This window comes from Streptomyces sp. NPDC018019 (genome assembly GCF_044327805.1).
Taxonomy (GTDB): domain Bacteria; phylum Actinomycetota; class Actinomycetes; order Streptomycetales; family Streptomycetaceae; genus Streptomyces.
This window is the reverse complement of sequence record NZ_JBIRGD010000043.1, coordinates 7,298-29,889: the sequence shown is the minus strand read 5'-3', so window position 1 is coordinate 29,889 and position 22,592 is coordinate 7,298. Positions and strand designations below refer to the sequence as shown.

The following is a 22,592-nucleotide window of genomic DNA, read 5'->3' as shown; positions in this document are numbered from 1 at the left end:
ATGGACCGAACACAGAAGCTCCAGCAGTTCATCGAAGAGCGGTTCCTCGTCGAATTCGGCGGGGAGGTGACGGCCGGCACCGACCTCTTCAAGGCCGGCGTCATCGACTCGTTCGGCTACATCCAGCTCATGACCTTCATCGAGGACGAGTTCGGTCTGCGCATCACCGACGACGAATTGCTCGCCAACGTCTTCGTCTCGCTGGCGGACCTCGACGCGTTCGTCGCCGGGCTGGCCGAAAAGCACGCCCACGCGGGCGACGGGCGAGGAGGCGTGGCGTGTGCGGACTAGCGGGATTCATCGCGCCCACGCTCCCGGCCGACGAGGCACCGCGGGTCATCACCTCGATGCTGTCGCAGATCCGGCACCGGGGGCCCGACGAGGCGGGGTACTACCTCGACGACGGCGTCACGATGGGGGCGGTGCGCCTGTCGATCGTCGGCCTGGCCACCGGCGCGCAGCCCATGGCGGACCCCGGCGAACGCCACTGGATCTGTTTCAACGGTGAACTGTACAACCACATCGAGCTGCGCGAGGAGCTGCGCCGGCTCGGCAGACCGTTCCGTACCGACTCCGACACCGAGGTCGTCCTGCAGGCGTGGATCCAGTGGGGCGAGGCGTGCCTGCCGCGCTTCAACGGCGCCTTCGCCCTCGCGATCCGCGACGCGGTCTCCGGGGACCTGGTGCTCGCCCGCGACCGGTACGGCAAGCGCCCGCTGTTCTACACCGACCACGGTGACGCGTTCCTCTTCGCCTCGGAGATGAAGGCGTTCCGCGCCTTCCCGGGCTTCGGCTTCGCGCTCGACCCGCGCGAACTGGCCTCGGTCTACGCCCTGTGGACCCCGTTGCCCGACCGCACCCCCTTCCGGGGCATCCGCCAGCTGCCGACCGGCGCCGTCCTGACCGTCCGGGGCGACCGCCGCAGCCTGCGCACGTACGAGGAACTGCGGGTGGACGCACCGGCCTTCACCGGCACGGAGGCGGAGGCGGTCGCCCACGTGCGCGAGACCCTGCGCACCAGTGTCGAGCTGCGGCTGCGCAGCGACGTCGAGGTCGGCGTCTACCTCAGCGGCGGCCTCGACTCCTCCATCGTCACCAAGCTGGCCACCGACCTCTCGTCCCAGCAGGTGCGCACCTTCTCCGTCGAGTTCGAGGAGGCGTCGTTCGACGAGTCGGACAGCCAGCACGTGGTGGCCGCGCACCTCGGCACCCGGCACTCCGCCATCTCCGTCACCGGCGCGGACATCGCCGAGAACTTCGAGTCGGCGGTCCACCACGCCGAGGTGCCGGCCTTCCGCACCGCCTTCGTCCCGATGTACCTGCTGTCACGCCACGTGCGCGACGCGGGGATCAAGACGGTCCTCAGCGGCGAGGGGGCCGACGAGGCGTTCCTCGGCTACTCGCTCTTCCGCGAGACGCTGCTGCGGGCTTCCTGGAACGACCTGGACGAGGACGCCAAGCAGCGCGGACTCGCGAGCCTCTACCCGGAACTCGACCATTTCGGTCCCGCGCACCGCAAACACCTCGCGGGCCTGTTCCGCCAGTTCTCCACCGAGAGCCTGCCGGGCCTCTTCTCGCACGAACTGCGCTACCAGAACGGCAAATTCGCCGTACGCCTCCTGAAGGACCGCGAAGAACCGTTCGCGGACCTGCTCACCATGCTCCGTGCCACCCCCGGCTACGCGGCGCTGTCGCCGGTGCAGAAGGCCCAGTGGCTCGAATACAAGACGCTGCTCGCCGGCTACCTCCTGTCGACGCAGGGGGAACGCATGAGCCTGGCCCACAGCGTCGAGAACCGCTGCCCGTTCCTCGATCCCGCCGTCGTGCGCGCCGCGGCGTCGGTGAACCTGCGCTTCGACGACGGCTTCACGGAGAAGGCCATCCTCAAGAAGGCGTTCCGTGGTGAACTGCCCGAATCCAGCCTGACCCGGCCCAAGCAGCCCTACCGGGCGCCGGGCAGCGCCGTATTCAAGAAGCAGCGCCCCGATTACCTGGAGCTGCTGCTCTCCGACGCGGAGCTGAAGAAGCTCGACTGCGTCGATCCGGTCTTCGCGCGGAAACTCGTCAACAAGGTCATGACCACCTCCGACGAGGGGATCAGCACCAAAGAGGACCAGGCGTTCGTCTACCTGCTCTCCACCGCCGTCCTCCACCAGCAATTCGTCCTCGACCGGGAAAGGCACATGGGCACACCCTCCGACGCCCGACTGATGTTGCGTACGACCGTGGACCGCCGCCGGGCCCGGCTGAACTCCGGAGAAACTCGATGAGCGCGCCGCCGGCCCCGCGCCCGGACGACGTCGCGGTCATCGGTCTCGCCCTCCGCTTTCCCGGTTCCGACACGCTGGCGGAACTGTTCGGACACCTCGCCGCGGGCCGCTCGCTGATAACCGAGGTACCGCCCGAACGGTGGTCCAAGGAAAGCCACTTCGGCGAACCGCGCAGCGGCACCGAGCGGACGAACAGCATCTGGGGCGGCTTCGTCGAGCACGCCGACCGCTTCGACGCGTCGTTCTTCAGCATCTCGCCGCGCGAAGCCGAGAGCATGGACCCGCAGCAGCGGTTCGCGCTGGAACTCGCCTGGCACGCGATCGAAGACGCCGGATACCGGGCGAGCGCCTTCGCTGGCACCAGGACCGGTGTCTTCATGGGCGTCTGCCACGCCGACTACGCGGAAATGATGGAGCGCGAAAAGGCGCCCACCGACGTGTACTTCCCCACTGGCACCGCGTATTCCGTCATCGCCAACCGGGTCTCGTACTTCTTCGACTTCCAGGGCCCCAGCATCACCAACGACACCGCGTGCTCCAGTTCGCTGGTGTCGGTCTACGAAGCCGTCAGCGCGCTGCGCAACGGCGAGTGCGGCCTCGCGCTGGCCGGCGGCGTCAACCTGTGCTGGTCGCCCAAGCACTTCGTCGCCTTCAGCCAGGCGGGCATGCTCTCCCGCACCGGCCGCTCCCGCGCCTTCGACCAGGACGCCGACGGGTACGTACGCGGTGAGGGCGGCGCGGTCCTCGTCCTGAAGCCGCTCGCGCGGGCCCTGGCCGACGGCGACCAGGTGCACGCCGTCATCAAGGGCATCGCGACCAACCACGGCGGGCGGACCAGCTCCCTGACGGTCACCAATCCGGCCGCGCAGGCGGACCTGATCGAAGGGCTCTACAAGGGCGCGGACATCCCGCCGGACTCGGTGACGTACATCGAGGCGCACGGCCCCGGCACCCCCGTCGGCGACCCGATCGAGGTGATCGCGCTCAAGCGGGCGTTCCGGAACCTGCACGCGGCGTACGGCACCGAACCGCGCCCGGAGAGCTGCGGCATCGGCTCGGTCAAGACCAACATCGGGCACCTGGAGGGCGCCGCCGGCGTCGCCGGGATGGTCAAGGTGATCGGCGCCCTCGCCTGCCGGACGCTCCCCGCGACGGCCGGCTTCGGCACGCGGAACAAGCTGATCAAGCTGGACGGCAGCCCGTTCCACATCGTGCGGGACACCCGGCCCTGGGACGCGCCGCCGCCCGGCCCGGACGGCCGGCCCGCGCCGCGCCGCGCGGGCGTCAGCTCCTTCGGCTTCGGCGGCACCAACGCCCACGTGGTGCTCGAAGAGCACCTGCCCGCGGCGGACGGCGAGCGGGCCCCGGAGCCCGCGGGCCCGCATCTCGTGCCGCTCTCCGCGAAGACCCCCGAACGGCTGCGGGCCGTCGCCGGCGCGCTCCTGGACCACCTGCGGGAACAGGAGGCCGGCGACGGTCCCACCGCCCCGCTGCGGCCGGTGCAGCGGCTCGCCGACATCGCGTACACCTTGCGGACCGGCCGCGAGCCGATGGCCGCACGCGTCGCGTTCCTCGTCAGCGACCGCGCCGAACTGGTCACGGCCCTCGGCTCCTTCGTGGACGGCACCCTCGCGGACACCGCCGTGCACACCGGCGCCGGTACCCCGGCCGACGCGGCCACCGGGCTGCTGGAGTCGGCGACGCGCTGGGTCGAAGGCGGCACCGACGCCTGGGCGGCCCAGGACGCCGAGGGCGACGGCGGGCCGCGGCGGGTGCGGCTCCCGGGCTACCCGTTCGCCCGCGAGCGCCACTGGTTCCGCGCCGGCGCTCCCGGGCAGACCGCCCTGACCGGCACGGACGCGGCGCTGCACCCGCTCCTGCACCGCAACACCTCCAGCCTCTTCGAGCAGCGCTACACCTCCGCCTTCACGGGCGACGAACCCTTCCTCGCCTCCCACCAGGTGCGCGGAGCCCGCGTGCTGCCCGCCGCCGCGTACGTGGAGATGGCCCGCGCGGCGGTGTCGGCGGCCACGGGCCGGGCCGGCCGGCCGGGCACGCCCGTCCGCCTGCGTGACATCGCGTGGCTGCGCCCGCTGACCGTGGACGACGCCCCGGCCGAGGTCCACGTGGGCCTCTTCCCCGGGGACGGCGACGACGAGCGCGACGGCGCCACCGTCGCGCTCACGGTCTACACGGGCCCCTCGGCGCACGACCCGTCGGCCGTGATCCACTGCTGGGGCACCGCCGAGACGGCCGCCCCCGAGGAGCCCGCGGCGCTCGACCTCGACGCGCTGCGCGCTGCCTGCGGCACCCGGCAGGAGCCCGCGGACGCCTACGCCGCGCTGCGCGGCCAGGGGCTGGAGTACGGCCCCGGCATGCGCGGCATGGCCGAACTGCGCCTCGGGGACGAGCAGGTGCTCGCCCGGATCGAACAGCCGTCGTCCGCCGACGAGGGCACCGGCCACGTGCTGCCGCCCAGCGTCCTGGACGCCGCCCTCCAGGCCACGCTGGTCCTGATGGCGCACACCGCGGGCGGCCCGGCCGACGGGCCGGCGATACCCTTCACGCTCGACCGGGTGGACATCTTCCGCCCCTGCTCACCGGAGACTTGGGCCTGGGCACGGCCCAGCGGGGACGGCAGCGGCCCCGACACGTTCGACATCGACCTCTGCGACGCCGAGGGCGCCGTCTGCGCCCGTCTGCGGGGGCTGGTCCAGCGCACGGCACCGGGCAGCGCGCCCGGGAAGAGCGGTGGTACGGCCGCCGACGGGACCGCGTCCCGCGTCGTCACGGGCACCTGCCGCTGGGTGGACGCGCCGCTCGCCGCGGACGCCGCCGGCACCGCCACCGTGCACGGCTTCCTCGCGGGCCGGGCCGCCGACCACGCCACCGCGGTCGCGAGCGCGGCCGGCTGCCGGGTGACCGCGCTGCCCGCCGTGACCGCCGACCGGCTTGCCGACGGCACCGACGCCGTACTCGGCCTGCTCGTCGAGCGCATGCGGGAGGTGCTGGGCAACAAGCCCGACCGGCCCCACCGCTTCGTCGTCCTCGTCGACGACCGGGTGCCCCGGCACTTCCACGCGGCGGTCACCGGCCTGTTCAGGACCGCCGCCCTGGAAAACCCGCTGGTGGGCGGACATCTCGTCCGCGTCGCCGGACTCGACGGCGCGCCCCCCGAACGGATCGCCCGCATCCTCGCCGAGGAGGGGGCCGGTCCGCACGGCGCCGGTGAGATCCGGCGCGCCGCCGACGGCACCCGCCAGGAATGGCGGCCCGTGGACATCGCACTCGGCGACGGACCGCAGGTGCCGCCGCTGAAGGAGGGCGGCGTCTACTGGGTGACGGGCGGGCTCGGCGGCCTGGGGCAGCACCTGGCGCGGTACTTCGCGCGCCGCCCCGGCGTCACCGTCGTACTCAGCGGCCGGGCGGCCCCGGACGCGGGCGAGGCGGCCCTCGCCGCGCTGCGCGACGCCGGTGTCGCCGCGCACTACCTGCCCGTCGATGTCGCACGCAAGGACGACGTGGAGCGCGCCGTCCGGGACATCACCCGCGAGCACGGGCGGCTCGACGGCGTCGTGCACGCGGCGGGCGTCCTGCACGACGCGTACCTGCTGCACAAGGACGCCGCCGACGTGCCCCGGGTGACCGCGCCCAAGGTGCGCGGCGTCCTGCACCTCGACGCCGCGACCCGCGACCTCGGGCTCGACTTCTTCGTCGTCTTCTCGTCCGTGGCGGGGGTCTACGGCAACGCGGGCCAGGCCGACTACGCGGCTGCCAACGCCTTCCTGGACGCCTTCGCGCACCACCGGCGGGCGCTCGCCGACATCGGGGAGCGGAGCGGCCGTACCGTCGCCGTGAGCTGGCCGCTGTGGGCCGACGGCGGGATGACGGCCGATGCCGTGACCCGCGCGGCGATGCGCGCGGAGCGCGGTTGGGAGCCGCTGCCCACCGAGGACGGCCTGCGTGTCCTGGGGCGGCTCCTGGACGACGCCCCCGCCCACGTCGTCGTCGCCTTCGGCGCCGACGCCACCGTGGCGCCCGAACGCCGCCTGCCCGCCGCGGACCCGGCACCGGCCCCGGCCGGGACCGCGCCGGCGCTCGCCGACGACGAACTGCTGGAGCGCACCACCAGTCTGCTCGCGCAGCATCTGGGCGAGGTGCTGCACCACGACCCCGCGACGATGCAGCCGACGGTCAACCTCGTCGAGTACGGGATCGACTCACTCAGCATCCTGGAGATGACCGCGCGCCTCGAAGCGCTCTTCGGGCCGCTGCCGAAGACGGTCTTCTTCGAGTACCTCACCATCGAAGGCGTCGCCGGCTACTTCGCCGAGACCCACCGCGACACCCTCCTGACCGTCCTCGGCGCGGCGGACGGACCGGGGCAGCCGGAGACGGCGGCGGAGACCCCGCGGGTGGCCGGGCCGTCCGCCCCGCGCGCCCGGTTCGCGCGCCCCGCACCGGCCCGCGCCGACGCCGCCCCGCGGCCCGCGCCCGCGCGCCGGGACCGCCACGACATCGCCGTCATCGGCATCTCGGGCCGCTACCCCGGCGCCGACACCCTCGACGAGCTGTGGACGCTCCTCGAAGCAGGACGCCACACCTTCGAAGAGGTCCCGCGCGACCGCTGGGACCACGACGCGATCTACAGCCCCGACCGCAGCGTCCCCGGCAAGAGCGCCATCCGCACCGGTACCTTCCTGCGCGACATCGACATGTTCGACCCGCGCTACTTCCGTATCTCCAAGCGTGACGCGGAACTGATGTCACCGGAGGTCCGCCTCTTCCTCCAGACCGGCGTCGAGGCCCTGGAGGACGCCGGGTACTCCCGCGAGACGCTGCAACGCGAGTACGACGGCGACGTCGGCGTGCTCGTCGGCGCCATGAGCAACCACTACGGGCTGCACGGCTTCCAGAACAGCCTGCTGCGCGGCTCACCGGCCAGCGGCAGCTACACCGGGACGCTGCCCAACATGCTGTCGTACTTCTACGGCTTCACCGGCCCGTCGATCTTCCTCGACACCATGTGCTCCGGTTCGTCCACGTGCGTGCACCAAGCCGTGCAGATGCTGCGCGCGGGCGAGTGCCGGATGGCCGTCGCGGGCGGCGTCAACCTGCTGCTGCACCCCTACAACCTGGTCACCTCCTCGCACGAGCACTTCACCACGGCCACCTCCGACGTGATCCGCAGCTTCGGGCTCGGCGCGGACGGCACGATCCTCGGCGAGGGCGTCGGCGCCGTCGTCCTCAAACCGCTCGCCGACGCCGAGCGGGACGGCGACCACGTGTACGCCGTCATCAAGGGCACCGCGCTGTCCAACGCGGGCGCGCGCAACGGCTTCACCGTGCCCAGCCCGCACGCGCAGGCCCGCGCCGTCGAGAAGGCGGTCGCGGACGCGGGGATCGACGCCCGCACCGTCAGCTACGTCGAGGGGCACGGCTCGGGCACCTCGCTCGGCGACCCGATCGAGGTCAAGGCACTGACCACCGCCTTCCGCAAGCAAACGGAGGACTCCGGGTTCTGCGCCCTGGGCTCGGTCAAGTCCAACATGGGGCACCTGCTGCACGCGGCCGGCATGATCGGTTTCGCCAAGGTGGTCCTCCAGCTGGCCAAGCGGACCCTCGTCCCGTCGCTGCACAGCGCGGAACTCAACCCCGACATCGACTTCGCCGGGACGCCCTTCCGCGTCCAGCGCGAACTCGGCCGGTGGGAACCGGCGGTCACCGAGGACGGCGGGCGCACCGTCGTCCACCCGCGGCGCGCCGGCCTGACCTCCATCGGCGCGGGCGGCATGAACTCGCACATCGTCATCGAGGAGTACGATCCGGACGCCGCTGGCCCCCACGACACCACCGACGGCCGCGACGAGCTCTTCGTCTTCTCGGCGATGACCGACACGGCGCTGGACACGGCCCTCGCCCGGTTCCGTACGTACCTGGAGCAGGCCGACCCGGCCGCTCTGCCGTCGATCGCGCACACCCTGCGCGTCGGCAAGAACGAACTGCCGCGCCGCTGGGCCTTCTTCGCCCGGGACGTGCAGGGCGCCCTGGAGGCCGTGGACCGCCGTCTCGCCGGGGACCGCGACCTGGACGCGGCGCTGGCGACCGACGACCCGCGGGCCGCGGACGCCCGGGAGCTGGCCACGGCGTGGACCGGCGGCCGGAGCGTCGACTGGAGCCGGCTCACCGGCACGCGCCGGCTGCGACGCGTGCCGCTGCCGGCCTACCCGTTCGAGCGGGTGCGGTGCTGGGTGCCGCAGGAGGACGCCGCGCCGTCGGTGCTCGCCCCGCTCGCCCTGCGCGACAAGCTCCACCCGTTCCTCGGCCGCAACGAGTCCGACCTCGACGGGCTGCGGTACGGCCTGGACGTCCACCTCGACGACCTGGGGGACTGGGGCTACCGGCGCGACAAGCAACCGTCGGTCGTCCCCGCCTTCGTCATCGACACGGCGCTCGCCGCGGCCAAGGTGTCCGGCTTCGCGGCGGACCCGCTGGTGCGCGGTCTGCGGCTGCCCGCGCCGGTCCCGTGGGCCACCACCGAGCGGCTGGTCACCACGTTCATCGAGCCCGCGGGCGAAGGGGCGGCCACCGGCGCGGTGTTCGCCCAGGACGCGACGGGTGCCCGGACACTGGTCGCCGCCTTCGAGGCGTACGAGGCCGAACCGCCCGCGCGACTTCCGGAGAGCGGCACTTCGCCCGCCGGCCTGCGCGCCGACGCCGTCCACGTGCTGAGCGCGGCGGACGTCCGGGCGGAGCTCGCCGAGGGCGGGCTCGACCACCCGGCGCTGCACTCCGGTGTGGCGGGCGCGTACCGGCTGCGGGACGGGCGGCTCGTCCTCGACCTCGCCGTGCCGGAGCTGCGGCGCGACACCGTGCGGCGCAACGTCACCATCGCTCCGCACGTCCTGGCGGCCGTCACCCAGGGCCTCCAGCTCGACGCGAAGCACCGCGGCCTGCCGCACTGGCAGGAGGCGCGGCCGCACCGCATCGCGGAGGTACGGGTCTTCGGCGCGGCGGGCGACGGCGAAGTGGCGCACGTCGTCCTGCTGCCCGGCAGCGCCGTGTCCGCCGGCGACCGGCCGTTCGAGGGCGGTGTGCAGCTGCTGGACCGTACCGGTGCGGTGCTCGCGGAGTTCTCGGGGATCACGTGCGACGAGGACGGCGTACCGGCGGAGCCACCGGTGGTGCGGCGGGAGCCGCGGCAGCGGAGCGCTCGGCAGGTGGCGGCCGGGGCGCCCGGTGACGGGGGCGGTGACGGCGGCGGTGCCGGTGACGGCCTCACCGCGTTCGTCGTCGACGAGCTGCGCGTCCTGGCGGGCGGCATCCTCAAGTACGAGCCCGAGGAGCTGGACGCGCACACCGGCTTCGACGCCTTCGGCTTCGACTCGATCTCCTTCGTCACCTTCGCCCGGCGCATCGAGGAACGCTTCGGCGCCCAGGTGACCCCCGCCGCCTTCTTCGACGTGAACACCTTCGACACGCTGGCCCGGCACCTCCTCGCGGAGTCCGGGGAGCCGGTGCGCGCGGCCTACGAGCGGTCGCGGGGCGGCGAGTCCGCCCGTACGGCACCGGCCTCCGGTTCCGTACCGGTCACCGGTTCCGCACCGGACCGCGGTTCCGCGCCGGACACCGGCCCCGCACCGGCCCCCGAGCCCGTGCGGCCCGCGGACCCGTGGCAGCCCATCGCGGTCATCGGCGCCGCCGGCCGCTTCCCCGGCGCGCCCGACCTGGACACCTACTGGGCCAACCTCGTCGCGGGCAGGGACTCGGTCGCCGCCTTCCCCCTGGACCGCTACGACGCGACGTACCGGCGCATCGCCGAGGCGGCCGACTTCCCCCGGCACGCCGGCGTCCTGGACGACGTGGACGCGTTCGACGCGGAGTTCTTCCGCGTCTACCCGCGCGAGGCGGAGCTGATGGACCCGCAGCACCGGCTCGCTCTGGAAACCGTCTGGAGCGCCCTGGAGGACAGCGCCTACACACCCGCCGACCTGCCCAGGAACACCGGTCTGTTCCTCGGTGTCTCGGGCAGCGACTACGCGACACTGCTCACGGCGTACGGGGTGGAGCCGGACGCGTTCACCTCGACGGGCAACGCGCACTCGATGCTCGCCAACCGCATCTCGTACGTGCTCGACCTGCGCGGCCCCAGCGAGCCGGTCGACACCGCCTGCTCCAGTTCGCTGGTCGCCGTCCACCGGGCCGTCGAGGCCATCAGGTCGGGCGCGTGCGAGGCGGCCGTGGCCGGCGGGGTGAACCTGCTGCTCAGCGTGGACACGTTCGTCAGCGCGCACCGCGCGGGCATGCTGAGCGCGGACGGCCGCTGCAAGACCTTCGCGCGCGACGCGGACGGGTACGTGCGCGGCGAGGGCGTCGGCGCCGTCGTCCTGAAGCCGCTGGCCGCGGCCGAACGCGACGGTGACGCCATCCTCGCGGTGCTGCGCGGCAGCGCGGAGAACCACGGCGGCCGGGCCAACTCCTTGACCGCCCCGAACGCCGACGCCCAGGCCGAACTGGTCACCGCGGCGATGCGCGGCACCGACCCCGACACGGTCGGCTACATCGAGGCCCACGGCACCGGCACGGCGCTCGGCGACCCCGTCGAGGTACGGGCCCTGCGCACCGCCTTCCGGCGGCTGGGCGCCACCGGCCGGGGCACCTGCGGGCTCGGTTCGGTCAAGACCAACATCGGACACCTGGAGGCCGCCGCCGGGATCGCGGGCCTTCTGAAGGTGATCCTCGCCCTGCGGCACGGCGTCCTCCCGGCGACGCTGCACTGCCGCGAGATCAACCCGTACATCGAACTCGACGGCGGCCCGTTCCGCATCGTGCGCGAGACCGGGCCGTGGCCGCGTCCGCGCGGCAGCGGCGGCCGGCCCGCGCCCCGGCGCGCGGGCGTGAGCAGCTTCGGCTTCGGCGGCGCCAACTGCCATGTCGTGGTGGAGGAATACGTGCAGGACGATGCCGGAACCGAGGCCCGGGAGGCCGGTCGGACAGTGGACACCACGGAGACGACGAAGGACACCACGAAGGCGATGGGGACCACGGGGTCCACGGACGTCACGGAGACGACGGACGTGCTCGTGCCGCTCTCGGCGCGTACCGAACACCAGCTGACCGAGGCAGCGGGCAACCTGCTCGGATACCTGGAGAACACCGCCGAGCCCGCCTCCCTCCGCTCCATCGCCTGGACCCTCCAGGTGGGGCGGCAGGCGATGGCCGAGCGGGTCGGCTGGGTGGTCCGCTCGCACGACGAACTCGCCGGCAAACTGCGCGCGTTCCTCGATGGGGAACGCTCCGGTGGCGACGCGGCGCAGAACCAGGCACTGGCGCGCTGGACCGAGGGCGAGGACATCGACTGGCGCGCGCTGTACGGGCCGCGCGTCCCGAAGCGGGCGCACTTGCCGACGTACCCGTTCGCCCGTCAGCGCTTCTGGATTCCCGGTACGCGGGTGGAAAGCGCGCCTGATGACGGCCCGGCCATCGGTACAACACTCCTGACGCCGCGGTGGACCCCGCGCCCCGCACCGTCGAGCACCAGCGCCGACAGCACCGCTGACCACCGCGTCGTCATCCTGTGCGGGGCACTCGCCTCCGCGCGCGGGGCGGTCGAGCGGCGGGTGCCGGGTGTGCGCTGCTTCGCCGTCGAGTCGGCCAAGGAGCGCTTGGACAGCCGCTTCAGAGACGTGTCGCAGCAGGTCTTCGAGATCGTCCGCGGTCTCGTCGCCGACGCCCCCGACGGCAGTACGCTCCTCCAAGTCGTGACACCGGCGGACGGCGACGAGACGGTCAACCTGGCCCTCACCGGCCTGCTCCGCACGGCCACGCTCGAACACTCCCGTATCGCCGCCCAGTTGATCGCCTTCGAGGGCACCGGTACGGACGACGCCGTGGCCGCCGCCGTCGTGGACGACGCCCGCGACACGGACGCGGACCTGGTCCGCCACCGGGGCGACGAGCGCTCCGTACGGGCCTGGCACCCGGCGGCGCCCCCGGCGGACGCGACCGACACGCCGTGGCGCGCGGGCGGCGGCTACCTGATCACGGGCGGCGCGGGCGGCATCGGCGCGGCCGTGGCCCGCCGGATCGCGCAGGACGTGGCCGACCCGGCGATCGTCCTGGTCGGCAGGTCGCCGCGGGACGCCCGGATCGACGCGCTGCTGGCCGAACTGCGGGCCGCCGGCGCCCTGGCCCGCTACGAAAGCGCGGACCTCTCGCGGTGGGAGGAGGTGCGCCACCTCCTCGGCCGGGTCCGGGACGGCATCGGCGAGATCGCCGGGATCGTGCACGCCGCCGGTGTCCTGCGCGACGCCTCGCTCGTCAACAAGACGGCCGAGGACTGGGAGGAGGTGCTCGCGCCGAAGACCGACGGGCTGGTCCACCTCGACCGGGCCACCCGGCACGACCCGCTCGACTTCTTCCTCACCTTCTCGTCGGGCGCGGCGGTCACCGGCAACCCCGGCCAGGCCGACTACGCCACGGCCAACGCCTTCCTCGACGCGTTCGCCGCGCTCCGCGACGCGCGGGTCGCCGTGGGGGAGCGCGCGGGCCGCACCCTGTCGATCGCCTGGCCGCTGTGGAAGGACGGCGGGATGACCGTCGACGAGGGCACGCTCGCCTATCTGTGGCGCAGCCGCGGCCTGGCGCCCATGGAGACGGCCGACGGCCTTGCGGCCCTCACCCGCGCCTGGCGGCTGGGCACGGAGCAGGTGTGGGTGTACCACGGCGACGCGGCACGGGTACCGGCGGCTTCGTGCCGTACCGCCGCCGCGGAGGCCCCGGCACGGGCGGCGTCACCGGCGCGGACCGCGGCACCGGCGCAGAGCGAGGCACCGGTACGGCCCGCGACGCCGGCGCTGCCCGAGGCACCGGCCCCGGTGGACGGGCGCCTGGCGCGCGAGACCCTGCGCCTCCTGGCCGCGCTCTTCGCCCGCGTCACCAAGCTGCCCGCGCGGTCCGTGGACGCCGACGCGGAACTGGGCGCCATGGGACTCGAATCCATCATGATCGTGCAGCTGAACAAGGAGCTGTCCACCGTGTTCGGCGAGGTCCCGGCCACCCTGTTCTACGAGTTCCCGACGCTGCGCGCGGTGGCCGGGCACCTGGCCGCCGAGCACACGGCGGCGGCCCGCGCCTGGGCCGGTGAACCGGCGACGGCCGCGCCCGAGCCGCCCGCCGGTGCGCGGACGGACCGTACCCCCGCGCCGTACGTGTCCCCGGCCCCCGACGCCCCCGCGGACCGTGAACCCATCGCCGTCATCGGCCTCAGCGGCCGCTACCCGCACGCCGCCGACCTCGCCGAGTTCTGGGCGAACCTGAAGGCCGGACGGGACTGCGTCGATGAGATACCGGCCGACCGCTGGCCGCTGGACGGCTTCTTCGAGCCGGACCGCGAGCAGGCGGTCGCGACCGGCCGCAGCTACAGCAAGTGGGGCGGGTTCCTCGACGACTTCGCGGCGTTCGACCCGCTGCACTTCCGGATCGCGCCGCGCGACGCCTACGCCATGGACCCGCAGGAGCGCCTGTTCCTCCAGGCGGCGTGGCAGGTGTTCGAGGACGCCGGGTACTCCCGCGAGGAGATCGCGCGCCGGCACGGCAAGCGCGTCGGGGTCTTCGCCGGGGTCACCAAGACCGGCCACGGGCGGCACGGCGCGGGGCGCCTGCCGTCCGGGGAGACCGTGGTGCCCGCGCTGTCCTTCGCCTCGCTCAGCGCCCGTACGTCCTACGTACTGGACCTGTGCGGACCCAGCCTGACCATCGACACCATGTGCTCGGCGTCGCTCACCGCGGTCCATGAGGCATGCGAGCACCTGTACCGGGGCGCCTGCGAGATGGCCGTGGCCGGTGGGGTGAACCTGTACCTCCACCCGCTCGACTACATCGAGCTGTGCCGCTCCACCATGCTGTCCACGGACGCCCGCTGCCGCAGCTTCGGCAGCGGCGGGGACGGCTTCGTCCCGGGCGAGGGCGTCGGCTGCGTCCTGCTCAAGCCGCTCTCCCGCGCCCTCGCCGACGGCGACCACATCCGCGCGGTCATCCGGGGGACGGGCATCAACCACGGCGGACGCTCCAACGGGTACACGGTGCCGAACCCGCGGGCCCAGGCGGACCTGCTGCGCGACACCATGGCGCGGGCGGGGGTCGCGGCGCGCGACATCAGCTTCGTCGAGGCGCACGGCACCGGTACGGAACTCGGCGACCCGGTCGAGATCAAGGGCCTGACCAGCGCTTTCGAACAGGACACGGCCGACCGGCAGTTCTGCGCGATCGGCTCGGTGAAGTCGGTGATCGGGCACCTGGAGGCCGCCGCGGGCATCGCCGGACTCACCAAGGCCGTCCTCCAGCTCCAGCACCGGGAGCTCGCGCCGAGCCTGCACGCCGAACAGCCCAACCCGAACATCGCCTTCCAGAAGACGCCGTTCTCCGTCCAGCGCGAGCCGGCGCCGTGGCAGCCGCCGTCCGGGCGCCCGCGGATCGCGGCGGTCTCGTCGTTCGGCGCGGGCGGCTCGAACGCGCACGTCATCGTGGAGGAGTTCGGCGAGCGGTACGGCGCCGGAGCCGCACGGGCCGTGACCACCGGCCGTGATCAGCTGTTCGTGCTGTCGGCCCGGACCCCCGGGCAGCTGCGCGGCGCCGCCGAACGCCTGGCGGCCTTCCTCGACAGCGACGGCGGTGGCGACACCGACCCGGCCGACCTGGCCTTCACCCTCCAGACGGGGCGTGAGGCGATGACCGAACGCCTCGCGGTGGTCGCGGCCTCGGCGCGGGACCTGCACGGCGCCCTGCGCGCGTACCTGAATGGCGAGGAGACCGTGCCGGGCCTGCACCGGGGCACCGCGGGGCGGATACAAGGCGCCTTCGCGGAGCTGGCCGCCGACGACGACCTCCAGGAACTGCTGGTCGAACGCTGGATACGCGCCGGAAAGCTGGACAAGCTGGCGGCGCTCTGGGCCGACGGGGTGCCGCTCGACTGGCGCGTGCTGCACGGAGCGGCGACGCCCCGCCGGGTCCCGCTGCCGACGTACCCCTTCGCGCGGGACCGCTACTGGATCGGGGACCTGGAGCCGGTACGGACGGAGCCGGTACGGACGGAGCCGGTACGTACGGAGCCTGTACGTACGGAGCCTGTACGTACGGAGCCGGTGCGGACGGAGCCGAACAGCGGCCCGGCCGACCCGCAGCCGTCGGCCATCGCGCCCACTGCGGCGGTCTCCGAACCACCGGCCCCCGGACCGCTCGTCCCCGAGCCCCTGGACGAGCGTGTCGCCCGCGTGGTGCGGGACAAGCTGGCCCGGGCCCTGGCGATGGGCGACGACGAGATCGACGGGGCGCTCGCCTTCGCCGACTACGGGCTCGACTCCATCCTCGGCGTCCGCCTCGTCCACGAACTCAACGAAGCCCTCGGTCTCGACCTGTCGACCAGCGTCATCTACGACCACAGCTCGGCCGACCGCCTCACCGCCCACCTGCTGGCCGACCACCGCGACGCCATCACGCGCACCGGCACACCGGAACCGGCCGCCGCTGCCGTGAGCGCTTCCGAGAGCAGCCCCGTGAGCACCCCCGCCTCCGCCACCGATGCGCGTCCGCGGGGTGCCCGCCAAGAGCCCGCCGGTGCCCGGCCCCCGATCGCCATCGTCGGCATGAGCGGGCGCTTCGCCGGCTCCGACACGCTCGACGACCTCTGGGAGCACCTGGTCAACGGCGACGAACTGGTCACCGAGGCCACCCGCTGGGACCTGAGCGGTCCCGACCCCGCCGACGCGGCGCGCCGCTGCACCCGGGGCGGATTCCTCGACCGGATCGACGCGTTCGACCCCTTGTTCTTCAACATCTCGGGCGTCGAGGCCGCCACCATGGACCCGCAGCAGCGGCTGCTGCTGGAGGAGGCGTGGAAGGCCCTGGAGGACGCCGGCTACGCGGGCCGGCAGCTGAGCGAGCGGCGCTGCGGCGTCTACGTCGGCTGCTGGAACGGCGACTACGCGGAGCTGGTCGGCGAGCACGCCCCCGCCCAGGCGTTCTGGGGCAACACCGCCTCCTTCATCCCCAGCCGCGTCTCGTACTTCCTCAACCTCAAGGGCCCGGCCGTCGCGGTCGACACGTCCTGCTCAAGTTCGCTCGTCGCGCTCGACCTCGCGTGCAAGGACCTCTGGTCGGGCGAGACGACGATGGCCCTGGCGGGCGGCGTCTTCGTGCAGTCCACCCCGCGCCTGTACGAGCTGGCCGGACGCGCCAACATGCTCTCGCCGACCGGGCGGTGCCACACCTTCGACCACCGCGCGGACGGCTTCGTGCCGGGGGAGGGCGTCGGCGTCCTCGTCCTCAAGCGGCTCGACGACGCGCTCGCCGACGGCGACCACGTCCACGGTGTGATCCGCGGCTGCGGCACCAACCACGACGGCGCCACCAACGGCATCACCGCGCCCAGCTCCGTCTCGCAGGAGAGCCTGCTGCGCGAGGTCTACGACGGCTTCGGCATCGACCCCGGGCACATCCAGCTCGTCGAGGCGCACGGCACCGGCACCGAACTGGGCGACCCGATCGAGTTCCGGGCCCTGACCCGGGCGTTCCGGGCGGGTACCGACAAGACCGGGTACTGCGCGGTCGGTTCGGTCAAGACCAACCTCGGGCACACCCAGTTCGCCGCGGGCGTGGCGGGCGTACTGAAGATCCTGCTCGCGCTGAAGCACCGGCAGATCCCCGCCTCGCTGCACTTCGAGAAGGCGAACGAGGCCATCCCGCTCGACGGCAGCCCCTTCTACCCGAGCACCCGCACCCACACTTGGGAGGCGCTGCCCGGTGTCCCGCGCTGCGGCGCGGTCAGCTCCTTCGGCGCCAGCGGCACCAACGCCCACGTCGTCATCGAAGAGGCGCCGCCGGTCCCGCGTTCCCGGCCCCGCCCGCCGGTCCCCGCCCACCTCGTCGTGCTGTCCGCGCACTCCCGCGACCAGCTGGCCGAGCAGGCGGCGCGCCTGGCAGCGCACTGCCGCCGGACACCGTCGCTCGACGTCGGGGACCTCGCCCACACCCTCGTCGCCGGCCGCGAGCACTTCGCGCACCGCTTCGCCTGCGTCGTACGGGACCGCGACGAGCTGCTGCGCGCCCTGGACGAAGGGCTCGGCGGGCCACGGGCGTTCACCGGCGGCCCGGGTGCCCCGCGCGAGGACACGGCGGCCCTGGCCGAGCGCGGTACGGCGTGCCTGCGTCAGTGGCGGGACGGCGCGACCGGCCGTACGGACGCGGCGTTCACCGCGGACCTGAAGCTCCTCGCCGAGTGCTACGCGGGCGGTGCCGAGCTCGACTACGGCACGCTGTTCACGCCCGGCGCATACCTGCGCGTCCCGCTGCCGACGTACCCGTTCGCCCGGGAGAGCCACTGGGCGACGGACACGCCGCCCGCCCGGCCGGCAGCCCTGCCGGCCAAGGCTCCCGGGATTGACGCCGCACAGGCCGCCGCCCCCGCGCCGGGCCACCCGATGATCGGCGCGCTGGAACCCGTGCCGGGCACCGCCGGAGCGCTGCGCGCCGAAGCGGTCCTGACCGGTACGGAATCCTTCCTCCGCGACCACCTGGTGCGCGGCCGGCGGGTCCTGCCGGGCGTCGCCCACCTGGAGATGGCACGCGAGACGGCCCGGCACGCACTCGGCGCCGACGCCACGGCGCCGCTGCGGATGCGGGACATCACCTGGGTCCAGCCGCTCGTCGCCGACGGCGCGCCGGCCGGTGCCGAGGTCCTGGCCGAGCCGGTGGCCGACGGCACCGTCGCCTTCCGTGTCACATCCCGGGGCACCCCGCCCGGCGCCGAACCCGCCGTCTGCTCCGAAGGACGCGTCAGCCGCTGCGGCACGCCGCGCCCGGCCCGTACCGACCTGGCGGCGCTCCGCGCGAGCTGCCCGACGACGGTGTCCGCCGAGCGCATCGGCGCGGCACTGGTCGCGATGGGCATCACCCACGGCCCGTCGCTGCGCGCGATCGGCGCGGCCTACGCCGGTGACGGCGTGGTCCTCGCCGAGCTGGCCGTGCCGCCCGCCGCGGACCGGCCCGCCACGCCGTACGTCCTGCACCCGGCGCTGATGGACTCCGCCGTCCAGGCGTCCATCGCCCTCCAGCTCGCCCAGGGCGGCGCCGCGCAGGAGACGGTCATCCCCTTCGCGCTGGAGCAGCTGGACCTCTACGCCCCGTGCACGGACTCCATGTGGGCCGTGGTCCGGGTCGCCGGCGACGGCGCGGCGAGCCCCCTCAGCAAGCTCGACATCGACCTGCTCGACACCGACGGGGCGGTGTGCGTCCGGATGACCGGCTACACCTCGCGCCGCGTCAAGGAGCCGGTGCCGTCCCTGTTCGCGCCCGTGTGGGAGCCGTTGCCGGCCGCGGTGCCGGACGGCGCGGCGGACGCGGCCGTACCGTCCCGCCAGGACCGGGTGCTGATCGTCGGCGGCGGCGCCGACCAGCGCGCCGCGGTCGCCGCCCGGCACCCGCGCGCCACGGCCTGGCCGCTGGCCCCGTCCGCGCCGGCCGACGAGGTCGCCTCGTTCCTCGCGGCCACCGGGCCCGTCGACCACCTCCTGTGGATCGCCCCCGACACGGCGCCCGAACCGACCGACGCGGCGGGCTTCGTGGCCGCCCAGGAGACCGGCGTGGTCGCCGCCCACCGCATGATCAAGGCCCTGCTCCGCACCGGCCACGACGCGCGCCCGCTCGGCATCACCCTCGTCACCCGCCGCAGCCTGCCCACCCACGCCGCTGAGGACATCCGCCCGGCCCACGCGGGCCTGCACGGCCTGTTCGGCTCGCTCGGCCGCGAGTACACCAACTGGACGGTCCGGCGCGTCGACCTCGACGGGCCCGCCGACCTGCCGGAGGAGACCGGCGCCTGGTTCGACGACATCGCGGCGCTCCCGGCCCACTCCTACGGCGACACCTGGGCGCGGCGCGCGGGCCAGTGGCTCGTCCGGCGCTGGAGCCCGTGCGACGCGGGGCCCGAACGGCCCGCGCCGTACCGTGAAGGCGGCGTCTACGTGGTGATCGGCGGCGCCGGCGGGGTGGGCACCGCGTGGACGCAGCACATGGTCGAAGAGTACGGCGCCCACGTCATCTGGATCGGCCGCAGCCCGCACGACGCGTCCATGGACGCCAAGCTGCGCGCCGTGCACGGCCGCGGCGACGTGCACTACATCCGCGCCGACGCGGCCGACCCCGCGGCACTGCGCCGCGCCCACGCCGAGATCAAGGCGCGGCACCCGCAGATCCACGGCGTCGTCCAGGCCGCCCTGGTCCTGCGCGACCAGAGCTTCGCCAGGATGGACGAGACCGCCCTGCGGGCCGGGCTGGCCGCGAAGGTCGACGTGAGCGCCGCGATGGCCGAGGTCTTCGCCGCCGAACCGCTCGACTTCGCGGTGTTCTTCTCCTCCGTCCAGTCGTTCACGACCGCCGCCGGACAGGGCAACTACGCGGCCGGCTGCACCTTCGCCGACGCGTACGCCCACCAGCTGTCCCTGCACTGGGCCTGCCCGGTGAAGGTGCTGAACTGGGGCTGGTGGGGGAGCCTGGGCAGCGCGTCGTCCGACTACCACCGCCGGCGCATGACCGGCTGGGGTTTCACCTCGATCGAGCCGCCGGAGGCGATGGCCGCGCTCGGCACGCTCCTCGGCGGCCCGCAGCCGCAGCTCGGCTTCGTCAAACTGTCCCGGCCCGACGCCCTGGAGGCGGTGGACCCGGCCACCCGTACGACGGTGTACGACCGCTCCCCGGCGGCCCGTGTGACGGTCGGCGCGGCGGACGCCCCGGCGGACGACGGCGACACCCTGCGCGCGGTGGCCGACTGGCGGCGCACCGAACGCGACCCGCTCCTGGCGCGGATGCTCCGCGGCCACCTGGAAGCGCTCGGCGTCCTCGGCCCGGACAGCCCGGCCCCCGGCGGCGGGGTCACCCGCGCCGAGGCGGCACGGCTCGGCGGGCGGGCCGGCATCCTGGACCGCTACACGACCTGGCTCGAACACGCCCTGCGCGTGCTGCCCGACGCCGTCCCGCCGCTCGCCACGCTGGACCGCGAGTGGGACGACCGCCGCGCGGCCTGGTCGGCGGACCCCGACAAGAAGGCCGAACTGGAGCTGGTCGACGCGACGCTGCGGGCCCTGCCGGACATCCTGACCGGCCGCACCCGGCCCACGGACATCCTCTTCCCGCGCGGCTCCGTCGCCCTGGTCGAGGGCTGCTATCGCGACAACCGGGTGGCCGACACCTACAACCGCGCGCTGGCCGGCGCCGCCCTGGACATCGTCCGCCAGCGGCTCGCCCAGGACCCGGACGCGCGCCTGCGCATCCTGGAGATCGGCGCGGGCACGGGCGGCACCAGCGTGGGCCTGTTCGCCGCGCTGCGCCCGTACCGGGACCGCATCGAGACGTACACCTACACCGACCTCTCCAAGGCGTTCCTGAACCATGCGCGGGCCTCGTACGGAACCGACGCGCCGTACCTGTCCACCACGCGCTTCGACGCCGAACAGCCGCTCGCCGGGCAGGGCATCGAGGCCGGCGGCTACGACCTGGTCATCGCCGCCAACGTGCTGCACGCCACCCGCGACACCCGCAACACCCTGCGCAACGCCAAGGCGGCCCTGCGCGACGGCGGCTGGCTGCTGCTGAACGAGCTGGTGGCGTTCGACATCTTCAGCCACCTCACCTTCGGCCTGCTGGAAGGCTGGTGGCTGTTCGAGGACGCACCGCTGCGCATCCCCGGCTCGCCCGCGCTCTCACCGGAGAGCTGGCGCGACGTGCTGCACGGCGAGGGCTTCCGGGAGGTCGTCTTCGTCCTGCCGCAGGCCCGTGCGCTCGGGCAGCAGATCATCGCCGCCGAGAGCGACGGGATCGCCCGGCAGCGCGTCGCGGGCGCGGCACACCGCCCGGTGACACCGGCGGCGGAGACGGTCCGTACGACGGACGGGGCCGTGACCGCGCCCGAGCCGGTCCGTACGGAGCCGGTCCGTACGGAACCCGTCCGTACGGAGCCGGAACGTCCCGCGGCACCGGCACCGGCACCGGCCCGTACCGAGGCCGACCGCGCCGGGACGCTGACCGCCTACCTCCGCGACAAGGCCGCCGAGACCCTCGGGATCCCCGCGGAGCGGATCGACGCCGCATCGCCACTCAGCACGTACGGCATGGACTCGATCCTCGTCCTGCAACTGACCAACGCGCTGCGCGAGGACCTCGGCGAGGTCTCCTCCACGCTGCTGTTCGACGCCGAGTCCGTGGACCAGCTGTGCGCCCATTTCCTCACCGCCTCCGCGGACCGGGTGGACGCGCTGGTCGCCCGGCTGCGGCCGGAACCGGCGGCGGACGGCGCCGCGCCCGTACCCGCCCCCGTATCCGCATCCGCTCCCACGCCCGCCGAACCGGCCGCCGCCGCCCGGGAAGCGGCGCCCGCCCCGCACTCCGTCTGCGGTCTCTTCCAAGCGGCATCGCGCAACGGCAGCCTCCAGCAGGGCAGCGAACTGCTGGCCGCGGCGGCTCAGCTCAGGCCGCGGTTCACCGCCGCCGGCGGCGGCCGGGAGCCGGAGATCCTGCGGCTGGCGGACGGTACGGAGCAGCCCGCGCTGGTGTGCCTGCCGTCCCTCATCGCCCCCACGGGCCCGTACCAGTACGTGAAGTTCGCCGCCGCGCTCCGCGGACGGCGCGAGGTCTGGACGGCCGCCCAGCCCGGCTACGGGACGGGCGACGCGCTGCCGCAGACCCTGGACGCGGCGGCCACGGCGCAGGCCGACGCGCTGCTCCGGCGGTTCGCCGGGCGGCCGTTCGCCCTCGCGGCGTACTCCTCCGGAGCCTGGCCGGCCCATGAGGTCGTCCGGCGCCTGGAGTCGGCGGGCAGCCCGCCGGCCGCCCTGGTCCTGCTCGACTCGCCCGGCTCGACCGGCGACACGGACCTGACCGGCGAATCCCTCTGCCACCGGATGGCGGGGATCTCGCGCCTGCTGCTCGACCGGTTCCCGCACCTGCCGCTGGACGACGACCAGCTCACCGCGATGGCCTGGTACGCGCGGCTGCTGGACGGCTGGCGGCCGGGGCCGGCCACCACGCCGACCCTCTTCGTCGCCGCCCGGACCCCCGTTCCCCAACTGCTGGGCGACGGACGGCGGCCCACGTGGGAGGCGGCGCACACCCGCGTGGAGGTGGCCGGCGACCACTTCTCGATGCTCGACGAGCACGCGGCGACCACCGCGCTCGCCGTCCACCGGTGGCTCACCGAGCACCTGCGATGACACCGGACCGCACACCGGGCCGGCCCTGCCACCCGCAGGGCCGGCCCCGGCCCCCGCACGACGC

3 protein-coding genes are annotated in these 22,592 nt (G+C 74.1%); all 3 read left to right on the top strand.

The annotated features are described in order from the left end of the window. From ACH4FX_RS39850 to ACH4FX_RS39840, 3 genes are read left to right on the top strand one after another with little or no spacing between them, the layout of a single operon-like run. A complete protein-coding gene (locus tag ACH4FX_RS39850) occupies window positions 1-291 on the top strand; it encodes an acyl carrier protein (RefSeq protein WP_398486414.1) in 291 nt (96 codons plus the stop codon). Next, window positions 279-2,270 (top strand): asparagine synthase (glutamine-hydrolyzing), encoded by a 1,992-nt coding sequence (asnB, locus tag ACH4FX_RS39845; protein WP_398486413.1) that lies wholly within the window; start codon window positions 279-281, stop codon window positions 2,268-2,270. The genes ACH4FX_RS39850 and asnB overlap by 13 nt, the downstream gene beginning before the upstream one ends. Next, entirely contained in the window at window positions 2,267-22,528 is a 20,262-nt protein-coding gene (locus ACH4FX_RS39840; protein WP_398486412.1) for an SDR family NAD(P)-dependent oxidoreductase, read from the top strand. Before asnB ends, ACH4FX_RS39840 begins: the two co-directional genes overlap by 4 nt. The last annotated feature ends 64 nt before the right edge of the window (window positions 22,529-22,592 follow it).